The organism is Streptomyces sp. Ru71 (assembly GCF_002920535.1).
In the GTDB taxonomy this organism is placed as follows: Bacteria; Actinomycetota; Actinomycetes; order Streptomycetales; family Streptomycetaceae; genus Streptomyces.
On the sequence record NZ_PQSS01000055.1, the window covers coordinates 37422 to 51523 of the forward strand.

Annotated in this window: 13 protein-coding genes; 4 read left to right on the top strand and 9 right to left on the bottom strand. The window is 70.8% G+C overall.

Going from position 1 to position 14102, the window contains the following annotated elements; translation table 11 throughout:
• The first annotated feature begins 37 nt into the window (after window positions 1-37).
• Window positions 38-1159, top strand: a complete 1122-nt coding sequence (locus C3489_RS26815; RefSeq protein ID WP_258054955.1) for a helix-turn-helix transcriptional regulator — start codon at window positions 38-40, stop codon at window positions 1157-1159.
• 103 nt (window positions 1160-1262) lie between these two features.
• On the opposite strand, the gene C3489_RS26820 is transcribed toward C3489_RS26815, so the two are convergent.
• Together C3489_RS26820 and C3489_RS26825 are read right to left on the bottom strand one after the other, a co-directional pair.
• Window positions 1263-2405, bottom strand: coding sequence for a phosphatidylserine/phosphatidylglycerophosphate/cardiolipin synthase family protein (locus C3489_RS26820; RefSeq protein WP_103784647.1), 1143 nt, complete (start codon window positions 2403-2405; stop codon window positions 1263-1265).
• Between the two features lie 122 nt (window positions 2406-2527).
• On the bottom strand, window positions 2528-2884 hold the full coding sequence (locus C3489_RS26825; RefSeq protein ID WP_103784648.1) for a hypothetical protein: 357 nt from the start codon (window positions 2882-2884) through the stop codon (window positions 2528-2530).
• Window positions 2885-3234: 350 nt separating this feature from the next.
• Between C3489_RS26825 and C3489_RS26830 the strand changes: the two genes are divergently transcribed.
• Together C3489_RS26830 and C3489_RS26835 are read left to right on the top strand one after the other, a co-directional pair.
• A complete protein-coding gene (locus C3489_RS26830; protein ID WP_103784649.1) occupies window positions 3235-3756 on the top strand; it encodes a hypothetical protein in 522 nt (173 codons plus the stop codon).
• Between the two features lie 141 nt (window positions 3757-3897).
• Window positions 3898-4521 carry a class F sortase gene (locus tag C3489_RS26835; RefSeq protein WP_103784650.1) on the top strand — a complete coding sequence of 208 codons (624 nt, stop codon included), beginning with the start codon at window positions 3898-3900 and terminating at the stop codon, window positions 4519-4521.
• Here the strand turns inward: C3489_RS26835 and C3489_RS26840 are convergent.
• Entirely contained in the window at window positions 4426-4851 is a 426-nt protein-coding gene (locus C3489_RS26840) for a helix-turn-helix domain-containing protein (protein ID WP_103784651.1), read from the bottom strand. The genes C3489_RS26835 and C3489_RS26840 overlap by 96 nt on opposite strands.
• 96 nt (window positions 4852-4947) lie before the next feature.
• Between C3489_RS26840 and C3489_RS26845 the strand changes: the two genes are divergently transcribed.
• Complete coding sequence (locus tag C3489_RS26845) at window positions 4948-5874, top strand: NAD(P)-dependent oxidoreductase (RefSeq protein ID WP_103784652.1); 927 nt, start codon at window positions 4948-4950, stop codon at window positions 5872-5874.
• Window positions 5875-5975: 101 nt separating this feature from the next.
• Here C3489_RS26845 and nirD read toward each other — a convergent pair whose 3' ends face one another.
• The 6 genes from nirD to C3489_RS26875 all read right to left on the bottom strand — a co-directional run bounded on the left by nirD (window position 5976) and on the right by C3489_RS26875 (window position 13799).
• Window positions 5976-6326: a nitrite reductase small subunit NirD gene (gene nirD / locus C3489_RS26850; RefSeq protein ID WP_103784653.1), complete on the bottom strand. Its 351-nt coding sequence runs from the start codon at window positions 6324-6326 to the stop codon at window positions 5976-5978.
• Window positions 6323-8935 carry a nitrite reductase large subunit NirB gene (gene nirB / locus C3489_RS26855; RefSeq protein ID WP_103784654.1) on the bottom strand — a complete coding sequence of 871 codons (2613 nt, stop codon included), beginning with the start codon at window positions 8933-8935 and terminating at the stop codon, window positions 6323-6325. The genes nirD and nirB overlap by 4 nt, the downstream gene beginning before the upstream one ends.
• Window positions 8935-10140 carry an NAD(P)/FAD-dependent oxidoreductase gene (locus C3489_RS26860; RefSeq protein WP_103784655.1) on the bottom strand — a complete coding sequence of 402 codons (1206 nt, stop codon included), beginning with the start codon at window positions 10138-10140 and terminating at the stop codon, window positions 8935-8937. The genes nirB and C3489_RS26860 overlap by 1 nt, the downstream gene beginning before the upstream one ends.
• A 199-nt stretch (window positions 10141-10339) precedes the next feature.
• Window positions 10340-12625 carry an FtsX-like permease family protein gene (locus C3489_RS26865; RefSeq protein ID WP_103784656.1) on the bottom strand — a complete coding sequence of 762 codons (2286 nt, stop codon included), beginning with the start codon at window positions 12623-12625 and terminating at the stop codon, window positions 10340-10342.
• On the bottom strand, window positions 12622-13245 hold the full coding sequence (locus C3489_RS26870; protein WP_258054956.1) for an ABC transporter ATP-binding protein: 624 nt from the start codon (window positions 13243-13245) through the stop codon (window positions 12622-12624). The genes C3489_RS26865 and C3489_RS26870 overlap by 4 nt, the downstream gene beginning before the upstream one ends.
• 128 nt (window positions 13246-13373) lie before the next feature.
• Entirely contained in the window at window positions 13374-13799 is a 426-nt protein-coding gene (locus C3489_RS26875) for a hypothetical protein (RefSeq protein ID WP_181139860.1), read from the bottom strand.
• Window positions 13800-14102: the final 303 nt, after the last annotated feature.

Consider the following 14102-nt stretch of genomic DNA (forward strand, 5'->3'; position numbering starts at 1 on the left):
GGTTGGCCCGCCCCGCCCGGGCTGGAAGGATCGGAACGTGACCAGTGCCTCGCGTATCGAGACCGGCCGTACGGAACTGCTCGCGCGCGCCGCCAAGAGCTCCGACCCGCTCGCCCTGTTCGCGCAGGCCTCGCAGCACCTGCGCAGGCTGCTGCCGTACGACGCCGCCGTGTGGCGGGCCACCGACCCGCACACCGGGATGATGTCGGCGCCGATCCGCGCGGAGAACCTGGACGAGACCGGCTGTGCCGTCTACTGGGAGAGCGAGCTGTTCACGGAGAACGTGAACCTCTTCCGCGACCTGGCCCAGGCACCGGTCCCGGTCGCCGGGCTGCGGGAGACGACCGGCGACCTGCCGGCCCGCAGCAGCCTGTACCAGGCGTTCATGAAGCCGCGCGGGCTCCAGGACGAACTGCGCGCGGTGCTGCGCGTCGGAGGCCGGCCGCACGGGCACATCAGCCTCTTCCGGGCGGCCGGCCGGCCCGCGTTCGGACCGGCCGAGACCCGGCTGGTGGAGAGCCTGGTGACCCCGCTGGCGAAGAAGCTGCGCTCGTTCGCGGGGGCCGCCCCGCACTCCCTGCCGGACGCCCCGCACGGGCCCGGCCTGCTGCTGTTCGACGCGTCCGGGGCGCTGATGTCGGCCAACGACGACGCCCGCGCCCATCTGGAGGACCTGCCCGACGCGCCCGCCGCGCCGGCCGCGGGCGGGCTGCGGGTGCCGGCCTGGGTGCAGTCCACCGCGCTGAAGGCCCGCGCCATCTCCGAGGAGCGCGACCGCGGCCACGCGCGGGTACGGGTCCGCTCGCGCAGCGGCCGCTGGCTGGTGTGCCACGCCTCCTGCCTGCGCGAGCCGAACGGTTCTCTCGGCCCGTCGGCCGTGGTCATCGAACCGGCGAAGACCTCCGAGATAGTCCCTTTGATCGTCGACGCCTACGAACTGACCGACCGGGAGACGGAAGTGACCGGCTGTATCGCCCGCGGGCTGTCCACGGGGCAGATCGCGGAGCAGTTGCTGCTGTCGCCGCACACGGTCCGCGACTACATCAAATCCGTCTTCGAGAAGGTCGGGGTCTCCAGTCGCGGCGAACTGGTGGGGAAGTTGTTCACGGAGTACTACGCGCCTTATGCGGAACCCGGCATTCTCCGGGTCCACGACTAATTCCCGGGGTATTTCCGCTTCCCTCTCCGCACCCCTCCGTCCGCCGTAAAACCTTTCACCGAACCTTTTTCTGATTCAACGAAAGGCGCTCTTCCCCCGGCTGTCAGGAAACGGTCGTGGCGTAGGAGCTGAGCAGGTTGAAGTTCTGCACGTACGCGTCGTGCGGGGCGTCGCCCTCCAGACGCAGCAGCGCCTCGTCGTTGTCCCGCAGGGAGGACTCGTCGAGGTTGTGCGAGCCGGTGAAGGTCCACTTGGTGTCGGGGTGGCCGGCGTAGTTGCCCTCGATCGTGAAGTACTTGGAGTGCACCAGGTAGCCGTCGGTGGTGTTCAGCTTCTTCAGCGAGAGGTTGGCGTGGCCCTTGAGGGTGGCCTCGTCGTTGCTGTTGGCGTACACGATCTGCACCGAGCAGCCCTGGCCGGCCAGGTTGACCAGCGCCTGGGCGACCGCGTCGCGGTGCAGGGCGAAGGCGGCGACGCGCACGACGGACTTGTGCGTGGAGGTGCCGACGGTCGTGTTGCCCGGGCAGGAGACGTTGTTGAGGATGTCGACCACGACGTCGCCGGTGGACTGCGGGAAGAAGTAGTACTTCTCGGTGCCGACCTTGGCGGTCGTGTAGTAGTTGCTGGTGCGGTTCTCGGCGGCGAGGTCGTTGAAGTAGTTGACGTACGCCGTGTACAGCTCGGTGTTGCCGACCACGGTGTAGGCGTTGTTGAAGTACTTGTCGACGTTCAGCGAGGTCTGGTTGGCGGAGGCCTGGATGACCACGTCCTCGGCCACGCCCGCGTCGCCGATGCGGGAGAACGTGAAGAACTTGTTGTGGTTGATCGGGTTGGTGCCGCCCGTGGCGATGCAGGCGCCCTGGCTGCCGCACACGTGCACCCAGGAGGTCGCCGACATGGAGGTGCCCAGCTCGGCCTTGAGGCTCGCCACGGCGGCCGAGTCGGCGTACTGCGCGTCCAGCACGACGCGGATGTCGACGCCGCGCTGGTGGGCGCGGATCAGGGCGTCGGCGTAGTCCTGGTCCTTCAGCGCGTACATGCTGGCGCGGATCAGGCGGCCGGGCTGGGTGTTGTCGATCGCCTTGATGATGTGGTCCTTGACGGCGTTCTGTTCGGCCGTCGTGCCCTTGGGGTTGTTGAACACCGCGCCGGTCACGATGGGCGCGTCGACCGCGCTGGAGACACCGGTGGTCGGCAGGAACATGGTGGTGGCCAGAAGGGTCGTCACGAGCAGGCGCTTGCGCACGCGGGGGCTCCTCGAAGATCGTCGCGGATGCGGGCACCAGATGAGACCACACTTCTCCACGTCTTCGCCATGCTCATGACTGTGAGGTGGGAGACGGTCCGTCAGGGGTGACGGACGGCCCGTCAGTCGCCGGTGAAACGGATGCGATGGTCGCCCTCCGGCGCCGCCACGCACCGCCGCGCCCACGCGCCGAGCGTCTCCAGCACCGTCGCCTCCGACGGCGTGAGGTCGCCGGCGTCGACCCGGTCGAGGTCCGCGAGCAGCAGCTCGCACCAGTAGGCGTCGAAGACGTGGTCGGCGTAGGGGTCGAGGCGGGCCGTCGTCGGCAACCGGTCGCGGCCCTGGCGGTCCACCAGGCGGGCGATCTCGCCGTCCTCGATCAGGAGGTCCAGGACCTCCTCCCGGTGTCGCTTGCGTCCGGCCTTCGCCGCCTTGGCCTGAGCCGGCGCGTATCTGACGAGTTCGATGGTGAAGCCCATGGGTGGCCGTTTCGGTGAGGGAACCGCAGCACGCCGGCTTCGGTACGACGGCGACGCCGCCCGCCACCAGTGTGCTGTCCACCGGCCGACCGGTGCGGTGCTCGGCGCACGCCTGTGACCGAACCGTGCCCGCTCCCCCGTTCACACAGGTGGGCCACGCCCATCCGGTGCTCTTCGCCGGCCGGCTCGATCCCCCCGGTGACCTGCTGAAACAGCGTCGGGGGCGGACTGTGCGGCTCCCTGACGACACCCGTTCGGCGTGCTTTTGACGAGCTCTCAGGAAGCGGACGCGGCGCGCTGCGACTTACCTCGGAAGGGCAGGGGCAACCGATCCGCTCGAAGGAGCACCGATGCGACGCACCGCCCGCGCGCTGACCGCAGCCGCGTTCGCCGCCGCCGCCCTGGGCGCACTCGCCGCGCCCGGTCACGCGGCCGACACCGGCGCCCTCCAGGTGTACCCGACCACCGCGGTGCCCGGCGCCGACGTCACGGTGAACACCGCGGCGTGCGGCGACGGCAACGCCGCGACGGGCGACGCCGGCGCGGTCGGCGCGGGCAGGTTCACGCTGGCGCCCAGCACGCACGAGGGCGAGGCGATCGGGCAGTTCCGGGTGCCGCCGAGCGCGCAGCCGGGGACGTACGAGATCGTCGCCACCTGCGCCGAGGGCGGCCGCGTCGTCCGCGGTGACCTGGTGGTGGCGCTGGACGCCGGGCGCGGGCAGTTGCAGCCGCACGGCAGTGTGAAGACGGGGGTCGGCGGAGCCCTGGGCCCCGACCCCGTACAGACCGCGGCAGGCGTGGCGGCTCTCGCCGTCGCCGCCGCGGGCGGTACCTGGCTCCTGCATCGCCGGGCGAGAGGCGACGGGATCTGACGGACACCCTCCGCTGTCCGTCCGCCGGTACCGCGGGTCCCTCCCCCTCCGGGTCCGACGCCCCTCGCGGCCCGGAGGGGGGCACGGGGCCGCCACAGCTCCGGGCGGCTCAAGCAGCCGTCCACGTCGAGAGGGGTCACCATGCGCCGGGTCGGCAACACCCCGATAGCGGCCGTCACCGCCGCCGCCCTGTGCACCGGCGCCTGGCTGCTGCACAACGGCACCGCCGGGCACGCCCCGCCGCAGCCGTCGGCCGCCGAGGCGTCCGCCGACCCCGGCGCCGAGCGCTCCGCGGCGCCCGCGCTGCCGCCCTCCCCGCCCGACCGGATCCGCATACCCTCGATCCGCGTGAACGCCCCGCTGATGGGCCTGTCCCTCACCCCCGCCGGCAGCCTGGACGTGCCGCCCGCCGGCCGCAGGAACCTCGCCGGCTGGTACGAGGCCGGCACCACCCCCGGCGAACGCGGCACCGCGATCGTCGCCGGGCACGTCGACAACGCCGACGGCCCCGCCGTCTTCTTCGCCCTCGGCGCGCTGAAGAAGGGCGCCGCCATCGAGGTGGACCGGCGCGACGGCTCCACGGCCGTGTTCACCGTGGACGCCGTCGAGGTCTACCGGGCGCGGGACTTCCCCGACGACAAGGTCTACGGCGCCGCCCCGCGCCCCGAGCTACGCGTGATCACCTGTGGCGGCGGCTACTCCCGCTCCACCGGCTACCAGGGCAACGTGGTCGTCTTCGCCCACCTCACCGGAAGCCGCCGCTGACCCCTCCCCCAGCACATGCTCCTTGCCCCACTCCCCCAGCGGCGCCAGCGCGGCGTTCAGCGCCTCGCCGCGCGCCGTCAGGGAGTACTCCACGCACGGCGGCACCTCGTCGTACTCCGCGCGGTGCACGATCCCGTCCGCCTCCAGCTCCCGCAGATGCGAGGCGAGCACCTTCTCCGTGACCCCGGGCAGCGCCCGGCGCAGCTCGCCGAAGCGGTGCGGGCGCTCCGACAGCGCCCACAGGATGAGCACCTTCCACTTGCCTCCGATGACGTCCATCGCCGCGTCGATCCCGCACTGGTACGCCCCCGGCCGCCGTCCGATCGGCATGCCCTCCCCTTCCTGCCTGCTCGCTTTCCCGGTGGTAACCACCCACTTCCAAGTACGTACTTGAGCAGGCCGTTCCCCCCTACCAGCCTTAACGGCATGACCGACCCGAACCGTTCCCCCGTCGACCTACCCACCACCCTTCCCACCGCCGGGCCCATCACCCTGCTCGGCACCGGTGACATGGGCACCGCGCTGGCCCGTGCCTGGCTCGCCGCCGGCCACCCCGTCACCGTCTGGAACCGCACCGCCGCCCGCGCCGAACCCCTCGCCGCCGAGGGCGCCACCGTCGCCGCGAGCGCCGCCGAGGCCGTGGCCGCGAGCCCGCTGGTCGTGGCCTGCCTGCTGGACGACGCCTCCGTCGGGGCGGCCCTTGAGGACGCCGACCTCACCGGCCGCGACCTGGTGAACCTCACCACCGGCACCCCGGCCGACGCCCGCGCCCGCGCCGAGTGGGCGACGGCGCGCGGCGCCCGCTTCCTGGACGGCGGGATCATGGCCGTACCGCCGATGATCGGTGCGCCGGACAGCGGCGGGTACGTCTTCTACAGCGGCTCGGCCGAGCTCTTCGAGGAGCACCGCAACGCGCTCGCCGTCCCCGCCGGCACGGTGTACGTCGGCGCCGACCCCGGCCTCGCCGCGCTGCACGACGTGGCGCTGCTGAGCGCGATGTACGGCATGTTCGCCGGGATCACACACGCCTTCGCGCTGATCGGCGGGGAGGACGTCGAGCCGAAGGAGTTCGCACCGCTGCTGACCTCCTGGCTGGGCGCGATGGCGCCCATGGCCCTGCAGACCGCGGAACGGCTGACCACCGGCGACTACCGCACCGGGGTCGTCTCCAACCTCGCCATGCAGGTCGCCGGCAGCGCCACCCTGCTGCGCACGGCCGAGGAGCAGCAGGTCAGCGCCGAACTGCTCACCCCCGTCCTGGCCCTCATGCGGCGCCGGCTCGACGACGGCCACGGCGAGGAGGACACCACCGGCCTGGTGGACCTGCTGCGCCGGGCGGGCCGGCCGCACTGACCCGCTGCGGCGACCGCGCGGGCGGTCGAGCGGGGCGGACATGACCCGGCCCCGCTCTCCCGGTACCGGGAGAGCGGGGCCGAAGGGAGCAGGCGCCGGCGTCAGCGGGTGCGGACCTGGTAGGCCGTGACCCGGACCGTCTCGTCGTCCAGGCACTGGCCCGAGGCCAGGTCGAAGCGCTGCTTGAGCAGCGGGGAGGCGACGTAGGGGCGGCCCTGGTGGGTGCCGGTCAGGCCGCGGGAGAGGACCGCCGCGCCGGTGAACGGGTCGCGGTTGTCGATGGCGTACACCGCGCCGGTGCGGTCCTGGAAGACGGCCACCTGCCGGCCGTCGGGCAGCAGGGCCGCCACTCCGCGGCCCGGAGTCAGGACGCTCAGGTCGCACACCGTGAACCAGGCGTCGGCGAGCTGCAGCTGAACCTTCAGGTCGGTGGTCTCAAGAGCCAGGGTCATCGCTGGGCGCTTCCTTCCAGGACGTCCACCGCGTCACCGGTGGGCCGCATGCCGATGGACAGCAGCGGCAGGTCGGGCTTGATCTGGTCGCGTTCGGGGACGAAGGCGACGACCGGATCCGGGATGTCCGGCGCGTTCACGAAGGAGACGAACCGGGCGAGCTTGTCGGGGTCGTTGATGGTCTCGGCCCACTCGTCGCGGTAGTGCGCCACGTGCGCCCGCATCAGCGTCTCCAGCTCGTCGCAGATGCCGAGCGAGTCGTGCACCACCACGTCCCGCACGTGGTCCAGGCCGCCCGGGATGCGCTCCAGCCAGGTGCTGGTGCGCTCCAGGGGCTCGGCGGTGCGGATGTAGAACATCAGGAACCGGTCGATCAGACGGACCAGTTCGGCGTCGGACAGGTCCTGCGCGAGCAGGTCAGCGTGGCGCGGGGTGGCGCCGCCGTTGCCGCCGACGTACAGGTTCCAGCCGTTGGCGGTGGCGATGACCCCGAAGTCCTTCGACTGCGCCTCGGCGCACTCCCGCTGGCAGCCGGAGACCGCCGACTTGAGCTTGTGCGGGGAGCGCAGCCCCCGGTAGCGCAGCTCCAGGTCGATCGCCATCCGGACGGAGTCCTGCACGCCGTAGCGGCACCAGGTGGACCCCACACAGGACTTCACGGTGCGCAGCGCCTTGCCGTAGGCGTGCCCGGACTCGAAGCCGGCGTCCACCAGCCGGGCCCAGATCAGCGGCAGCTGCTCGACGCGCGCGCCGAACAGGTCGATCCGCTGGCCGCCGGTGATCTTCGTGTAGAGCCCGAAGTCCCGGGCGACCTCGCCGATCACGATCAGCTTCTCGGGGGCGATCTCACCGCCGGGGATGCGGGGGACGACGGAGTACGAGCCGTTCTTCTGCAGGTTGGCGAGGAAGTGGTCGTTGCTGTCCTGCAGCGCCGCCTGCTCGCCGTCCAGGACGTAACCGCTGGCGCCGATCGTCGGGGCGAGGGAGGCGATGATCGACGCCACCGCCGGCTTGCAGATCTCGCAGCCGTCGCCGCCCCGGGCGCCCTCCCGGCCGTACCGGTCGAGGAGCTCCTGGTAGGAGGTGATGCGCAGGGCGAGGACGATCTCGTACAGCTCCTCGCGGGTCTGGCCGAAGCAGCCGCACAGCCCCTTGTCGACCTCGACTCCGGACGCCTCCAGCTCGGCGGTGACCAGCTGCCCGAGCACCTTCACACAGCTGCCGCAGCCGGTGCCGGCCTTGGTGCACTTCTTCACCTCGGGCACGGTCGTGCACTGGTGGTCGGTGACCGCGCCCCGGATGGTGCCCTTGCTCACGTTGTGGCAGGAGCAGATGATCGCGTCGTCGGGCAGGGCGGAGGGACCGATCTGGGCGGGTGCGCCCGCGCCGGCCGGCAGGACCAGGGCCTCCGGCGCGACGGGCGGGACCGACCCGGTCAGCGCCCGCAGGGTGCCGTACGCGTCCGCGTCGCCGACCAGGATGCCGCCGAGCAGTGAGCCGTCGCGGCCGATGACCAGCTTCTTGTACAGGCCGGCGCGGGAGTCGGAGTAGACGACGTCCAGGCAGTCCTCGGTGGTGCCGTGCGCGTCGCCGAAGGAGGCCACGTCGACGCCGAGCAGCTTGAGCTTGGTGGACAGGTCGGCGCCGGTGAAGGACGCCTCGTCCGCGGCGATGGTGGCGGCGGCCGTCTCGGCCTGCTCGTACCCGGGCGCGACCAGCCCGTACACGCGCCCGTCCACGGCCAGCGCGCACTCGCCGATCGCGAACACGTGCGGGTCGGTGACGGTGCGGCACTGCGCGTCGACGCTGATGCCGCCGCGCTCGCCGACGGCCAGGCCGCAGTCGCGGGCGAGCTGGTCGCGGGGCCGGACACCGGCGGAGAAGATCACCATGTCGGTGGCGATCTCGGACCCGTCGGACAGCTTCATACCGGTGACGGCGCCGTCGGCGCCGACCAGGATCTCCTGTGTGCCCACACCCGTGTGGACGGACAGGCCCATGTCCGCGATGGTGCGCAGCAGTGCCGCACCGCCGCCCTCGTCGACCTGCACCGGCATCAGGCGCGGCGCGAACTCCACGATGTGCGTCTCGACCCCGAGCCCCTTGAGCGCGCCGGCGGCCTCCAGGCCGAGCAGTCCGCCGCCGACGACGGCACCGGTGGACGCCTTGCTCCTGGCGTACTCCTCGATGGCCAGCAGGTCCTCGATGGTCCGGTAGACGAAACACCCGGTGGCGTCCTTGCCGGGCACGGGCGGGACGAACGGGAACGACCCGGTGGCGAGGACCAGGGTGTCGTAGGCGAAGACCCGCCCCGAGCGGGCGGTGACGGTGCGCTCGTCGCGGTCGACGGCGACGGCCGGATCACCGACGTACAGCTCGATGCCGTGCTCGTCGATGAACTCCATGTCGGTCATGGAGAGGTCTTCCGGCGTCCGGCCGGAGAAGTACGAGGTGAGGGCGACGCGGTCGTAGGCGGGGCGCGGCTCCTCGCACAGCACGACCACGCGGTGCGTGGCGGTCAGACCGCGCTCGGCGAGCGCTTCGAGGAAGCGCTGGCCGACCATGCCGTGGCCGACGAGCACGATCGTGGGGGTGGTGTCCGTGGACATCAGGAGCCTCCGTCATGGGTGAGCAGGTGGAGCAGGGGGCCGCCGTCCGACGGGAGCGGCTCTGCTCCCTCCCAGGCGCGGGCGAGCGCGCCGACGGTGCGGAGTTCGCCGACGAGAACCCCGCCGACCAGGCGGTCGTCGCGGACGACGACCTTGCGGTAGGTGCCCCGGGTGGCGTCGGTGAGCTGCACGACGTCGTCGCCGGGAAGCGGAACGGTCTCGCCGAACGCGGCGAGGTCGAGACCGGCGAGGGTGAGCCGGGTCAGGGAACGGGTCCCGGTGTAGCGGGCGGCATCGCGGCCGGCCAGCAACTCGGCCAGCACGTCCGCCTGTTCGAGGGCCGGGGCGGCGAGCCCGTAGACGTTGCCGTCGTGCTGGGCGCAGTCCCCGATGGCGCGGATCGCCGGGTCGGAGGTGCGCAGCTCGTCGTCGACGAGGATGCCCTTGTGGACGGCGAGCCCGGCGTCCTTGGCGAGCCCGGCGCGCGGATGCACTCCGCAGGCGAGGACGACCAGTTCGGCGTCGAGCGCGAACCCGTCGCCCATCTCCACGGACCGGACCGCACCGCCGACGCAGCGCACGTCGCGCACCCGGCACTCGGTGTGCACCTCGACGCCGAGATCGGTGAGGTGCCGCTTGACCAGCTTCGAGGCGTTCGGGTCGAGCTGCCGTTCCATGAGCCGCTCGGACTGCTGGGCGAGCACGACCTGGGCACCGCGGACGGCGAGCGCGCGGGCGGCGGAGACCCCGAGGAGCCCGCCCCCGATCACGACTGCCTTGCTGCCGGGCCGCACGGCCTTCGACAGCCCGAGACAGTCGTCCATGGTCCGAAAGGCGTGAACGCCCTCGGGCAGTTCATGATCAGGCGTGAACAGCCCCCGAAGCGGCGGCAGCACGGGATTCGACCCGGTGGCCAGAACCAGCGTGTCGTACGCGATCCGGGTCCCGTCCGCGCAGCGGACGGTCCGCTCGGCGCGGTCGATGCCGGTCACCCGGGCACGCACCAGGTCGGCCGGCGCGGGGAGGGCGATCACGTCCGGGCTGTACCGGCCGGCCAGCACCTCGGCGAGCAGCACCCGGTTGTACGGGCGGTGCTCCTCCTCACCGACCAGCGTGGCGGCCACACCCAGCTCACCGAGCCGCTGGGCGAGACGAACGCCCGCGAGCCCGGCGCCGATCACCACCACACGCGTTTTCGAGGTCATGCCCAAGAGCGTGCGGCGCGGGTGTTTCCCGGTGGGTTCACCTCTGTTTCCCCGGAGGAACGCTGCGCTCAGCGGGGGCGGGGGTGGGTGTGAGGGTTCGGGGTGGGGGTGGGGCGGCTGTGAGGAAGGCGTTTTGGCAGGTGGGGAGCGGGGTCCGAGCACCAGACCCCGCCCGCCGGAGCCGCTCGCACGGGGGGCGTCAGTCCCTGCGGATCAGCTCGGGATCGATCCGCCGCCCGATCAACGGCAGGGACCCGAGCGCGGCGACGCCTACGGCGCCGATGGCGCACCCGATCAGCAACGGCACCCCGTCCCCGTCCCAGAAGATGTCCCCGCCCCCGGTGACGAGATAGCTCGACTCGGCCGCCTTCCCGGCGACCACGGCCAGCACGAGCCCCACGGCCAACGGCACGACGACCTGCGCGACCTGCACGGCCCGCAACGTCCGGGGCCGGGCCCCGAGCAAGGCGAGCGCGGTGACCTGCGAACGCCGTTCCACGGCCCGGTCGGCGGAGGCTACGAGGTAGGCGGCTACGCCGATGATCAGGCCTAGGACCATGCCTACGGCGAGGAGGGTTTTGACGATGCCGATCTGCTGAAGAGCGGTGACATTGATACCGAAGGGCTGCACGTCGATCGTGGGATCGACGCTGCCGACGCTGTCCAGCACGTTCCGCACAGTCGCAGGATCCGAATCGCTGAGCAGCGTCAGCTCCCCGCTCACCGGCAGGTAGCCGGCCGGAAGGAACGAGGGAGGTACAAGAAGCTCGGCGTCAAGCGCTCCGATCTCCGGCCAGTCCCTGTACCGGATGATCTCCTCGGGCACCCTGACTTGAACGACCCGTTTGTCGCCATGCTTCTGCACTTCGAAGGCATGGGGACTTCCGGGCTCCCCCAGACCTTCGTAATCGCCCTCCTCCCTTAGGCGAACGACACGGTTGTCCACGCAGTGATCCACCTTCGGCAGCAGGGCACGCAGCTGGCTGCACGTCGCCACCAGCGCGCTGATGGGACTGCCGTCGTCACCGCCTACTGCGTCCGTTGACCTCATCTCGACTGCGTGCGCACGCAACCCCGGCACCTCCTCCAGCCCTAGCTGCTGCTCGGTGGGCAGGCCGTCCAACATGACGTTGTAGATCTGCACGGGAGAGTTGTGCTTGGACACTTGGTCGAGCTCGATCAGGACACCCTGCACGAGGGAAGCGGCATACACGAGTAGTACAAGGCCCGTCGCAACACGCAGGGCTCCGCCTGGTTCCACCTCGTTGCGACGCATGGCGATACCGAGAGGCAAGGAGCTGCTCGAACGCGCCACCCGTCGGGCGAGAAGTCGTGAGAGCAGTGGCAATGCGAGTACGAGACCGGCTCCGACGAGGACGACGGCAATCGGCATGAGAACCGCGGACAACCCCGTCTCGTGGGGGGCGTGACCCGTCGCGCCCGCAACGCAGTACCCGGCAACGATGCCGAGCCCAGGAACGAGCGGGAGCAATCCCCATTTGCCCGGTGGCTTCTCCACCGCGCTGCGCCGCACGGCCAGCGGATTGGCAGCGGCCTTGCGGGCACTGGCCCGGCCCACGAACCAGGCGAGGGCAGGGCAGCCGATCAGGCAGACCAGGCTCGTCGGCAGAGTCAGAGTTCCGTCGGACGGATACCACGTGAAGCCAGGCAGGCCCACCCGGCTGATCAGTTGGTTGAGGATCCAGTAGGCACAGAGACCCAGGACCGCCCCCAGCAGAGCGGCGGCGACGGTCTCGGCGGCGTTGACCCGCTGGACGCCCTTCTTGCTCAGTCCGAGCAGCCGCAGTGCCGCAAGCCGACGTGATCGTGCGGCGGCTGAGAGCCTGGCGCACACGGACAGGAAAACGGCCAGGGGCAGCAGGACGACGCCGGCCAGAGTGAACCGCACGATGTCGAGGGTCGAGGATTCGACCGTGGGGTCGGGCGGGTAGGACATGCCGAAGCGAGTGATCGGACCGCCCTCCCGGAGTTGGTCGCGTCCCACGCCGACGTAGGCGAAAAGCTCGTCCGGGCGGGCCAGTCCTTCCGCGCCGACGAACCCCTTCTCACGCCCGGGCAGGAGTTGGGCGAGTTGGGGGTGGTTCTGGAGCGCGGCGTGCAGACGCGGAGACAGGAAGACCTCACCCGCCTCGGGGAACTCCCGCAGACCCGGTGGTGGCTCGATGCGGCGAGTACCTGGTGCGAGAAAGACACGGGTCATCGGCCGGGCACCGAGCGGATCGGTCCTGGTCAGTTCCAGTGGAGCGCCATCGCCGTTGATGCAGTGGGCCTGAGCATCGATGTCGCACGTGGGTTGGCGCTGCGCGACACGAGCATCCTGAGCCGCCAGGACGCCGGGAATGGCCAGCACCACCGCAAGACAGCACACACCGACTGCGCTGCCCACACTCATGAGGAAGAAGCGCACCCGATTGCCCCGCCCGCTGCCCAACAGCAAGCGAAGGCCCAGCAGTAGCTCCGTCACGTCGCCTCCCTCGCCCGAGGAGTCAGCGCACCGTCGCGCATCGAGTACTGGCGGTCTGCACGATCAGCCACCTGGGGGTCATGCGTGACAAGCACCACCGCGGTGCCCTGTGACCGCGCGAGGGTCAGGAACTCGTCAAGGACAGAGCTCGCATTGGCGCTGTCGAGCGAGCCGGTCGGTTCGTCGGCGAAGACTACGGCGGGCTCGTGGACCAGGGCCCGGGCCACCGCGGCACGTTGGCTCTGCCCACCTGAAACCTGCGAGGGCCGCCGCTTGCGCAGATCCGCGAGGCCGAGCCTGCCGAGGACTTCCCCGGCGGCGGCGAGCGCCTCGGCCTTGCGTTGTCCGGCCAGCCGAAGCGGCAGAGCCGTGTTCTCCTCGATGGTCAACTCGGGCAGCAACTCGCCGTATTGGAAGACGAATCCGAACCGCTCACGGCGCAGCTTGCCGAGCTCCTCATCGTCCAACTCACCGAGGGAACGCCCTTCGAAGCGGACCTCACCTCTGGCCACAGGCAGGACTCCGGCGAGGCAGTACAGCAATGACGACTTGCCCGAGCCGCTCTGCCCGGTGATCGCCGCGACTTCTCCACGGCTCAGTGCGATGTCCACGTCCTGCACGGCTGTGGTGGCGCCGTAGCGCAGCTCGATTCCCCTGGCGCTCAGGACTTCTGACGTATTGATGATGTTCCCCTATGCCGAGCGGGGAGCCCAGGCGCACCGCCTGGGCTCCGTGGGCCGATCAGGTCCTAGCGCGCCTTCTTGTTCTCGAAGTCCAAGGTCTCGGAACAGTTGTCGGGGCGCAGGCTGCCCCTGTCACGACAAGCCCGCAGATGGGCATGGTGGGTGTACAGCTGAGCACCGTCCCAGTTGGACTGGTGCAGCTTCACCGTGGTCTTCTGCTTGCCGTTGTAGCGAACCCACCCGTGTCCTTCGACACGAGCCTGCATGTAGACGTTGTGACCGTCTCCGTGGTTGGCGTCCTTGAGCATCCCCTCCCATTCGAAGGCTCCGTGGTTGGTGTGTGGGGGGTTGAACTTGTACTGGCCGTTGTAGAACTCGACGCCGCCGGAACCGAGGGTCTTGATCGGCGTCCCCCAACTCGCCCCGAACGCCGCCCCCGCAGCCGTCAGGAACAACCCCGCCGCCGCCCAACTCACCAGCAGCTTCTTCATCTTGCGCACTCCGTCCTCACTGGCGGCCCCGTTCAGCCACCCCGTGATCACGGACTGTAACGCCACGAAAACGCAAAGAAACGATCTGCCTAGCCCATCACCACCACATCAGGTGATCCAGCAGCGCACCGATGCACAACCGCAGCGAAACGAAAGAGCGGCACCCCCGCACAAGGGTGCCGCTCTTTCTTCGTGGTCCGGAGCCGTCGCCGATCGGTGAGGGTCGGGTGACAAGCAACGGCTCCGGGGCTCGGCCGGTCTTCCTCAAGGCCGGGGTTCACCAGCCCCGGGGGGCCGGGGTCA

Coding starts and splice junctions, on each gene's coding strand:
- C3489_RS26825 (WP_103784648.1), bottom strand. CDS start 2,884: ATGGGCTTCACCATCGAACTCGTCAGATACGCGCCGGCTCAGGCCAAG.
- C3489_RS26830 (WP_103784649.1), top strand. CDS start 3,235: ATGCGACGCACCGCCCGCGCGCTGACCGCAGCCGCGTTCGCCGCCGCC.
- C3489_RS26835 (WP_103784650.1), top strand. CDS start 3,898: ATGCGCCGGGTCGGCAACACCCCGATAGCGGCCGTCACCGCCGCCGCC.
- C3489_RS26840 (WP_103784651.1), bottom strand. CDS start 4,851: ATGCCGATCGGACGGCGGCCGGGGGCGTACCAGTGCGGGATCGACGCG.
- C3489_RS26845 (WP_103784652.1), top strand. CDS start 4,948: ATGACCGACCCGAACCGTTCCCCCGTCGACCTACCCACCACCCTTCCC.
- nirD (WP_103784653.1), bottom strand. CDS start 6,326: ATGACCCTGGCTCTTGAGACCACCGACCTGAAGGTTCAGCTGCAGCTC.
- nirB (WP_103784654.1), bottom strand. CDS start 8,935: ATGTCCACGGACACCACCCCCACGATCGTGCTCGTCGGCCACGGCATG.
- C3489_RS26860 (WP_103784655.1), bottom strand. CDS start 10,140: ATGACCTCGAAAACGCGTGTGGTGGTGATCGGCGCCGGGCTCGCGGGC.
- C3489_RS26875 (WP_181139860.1), bottom strand. CDS start 13,799: ATGAAGAAGCTGCTGGTGAGTTGGGCGGCGGCGGGGTTGTTCCTGACG.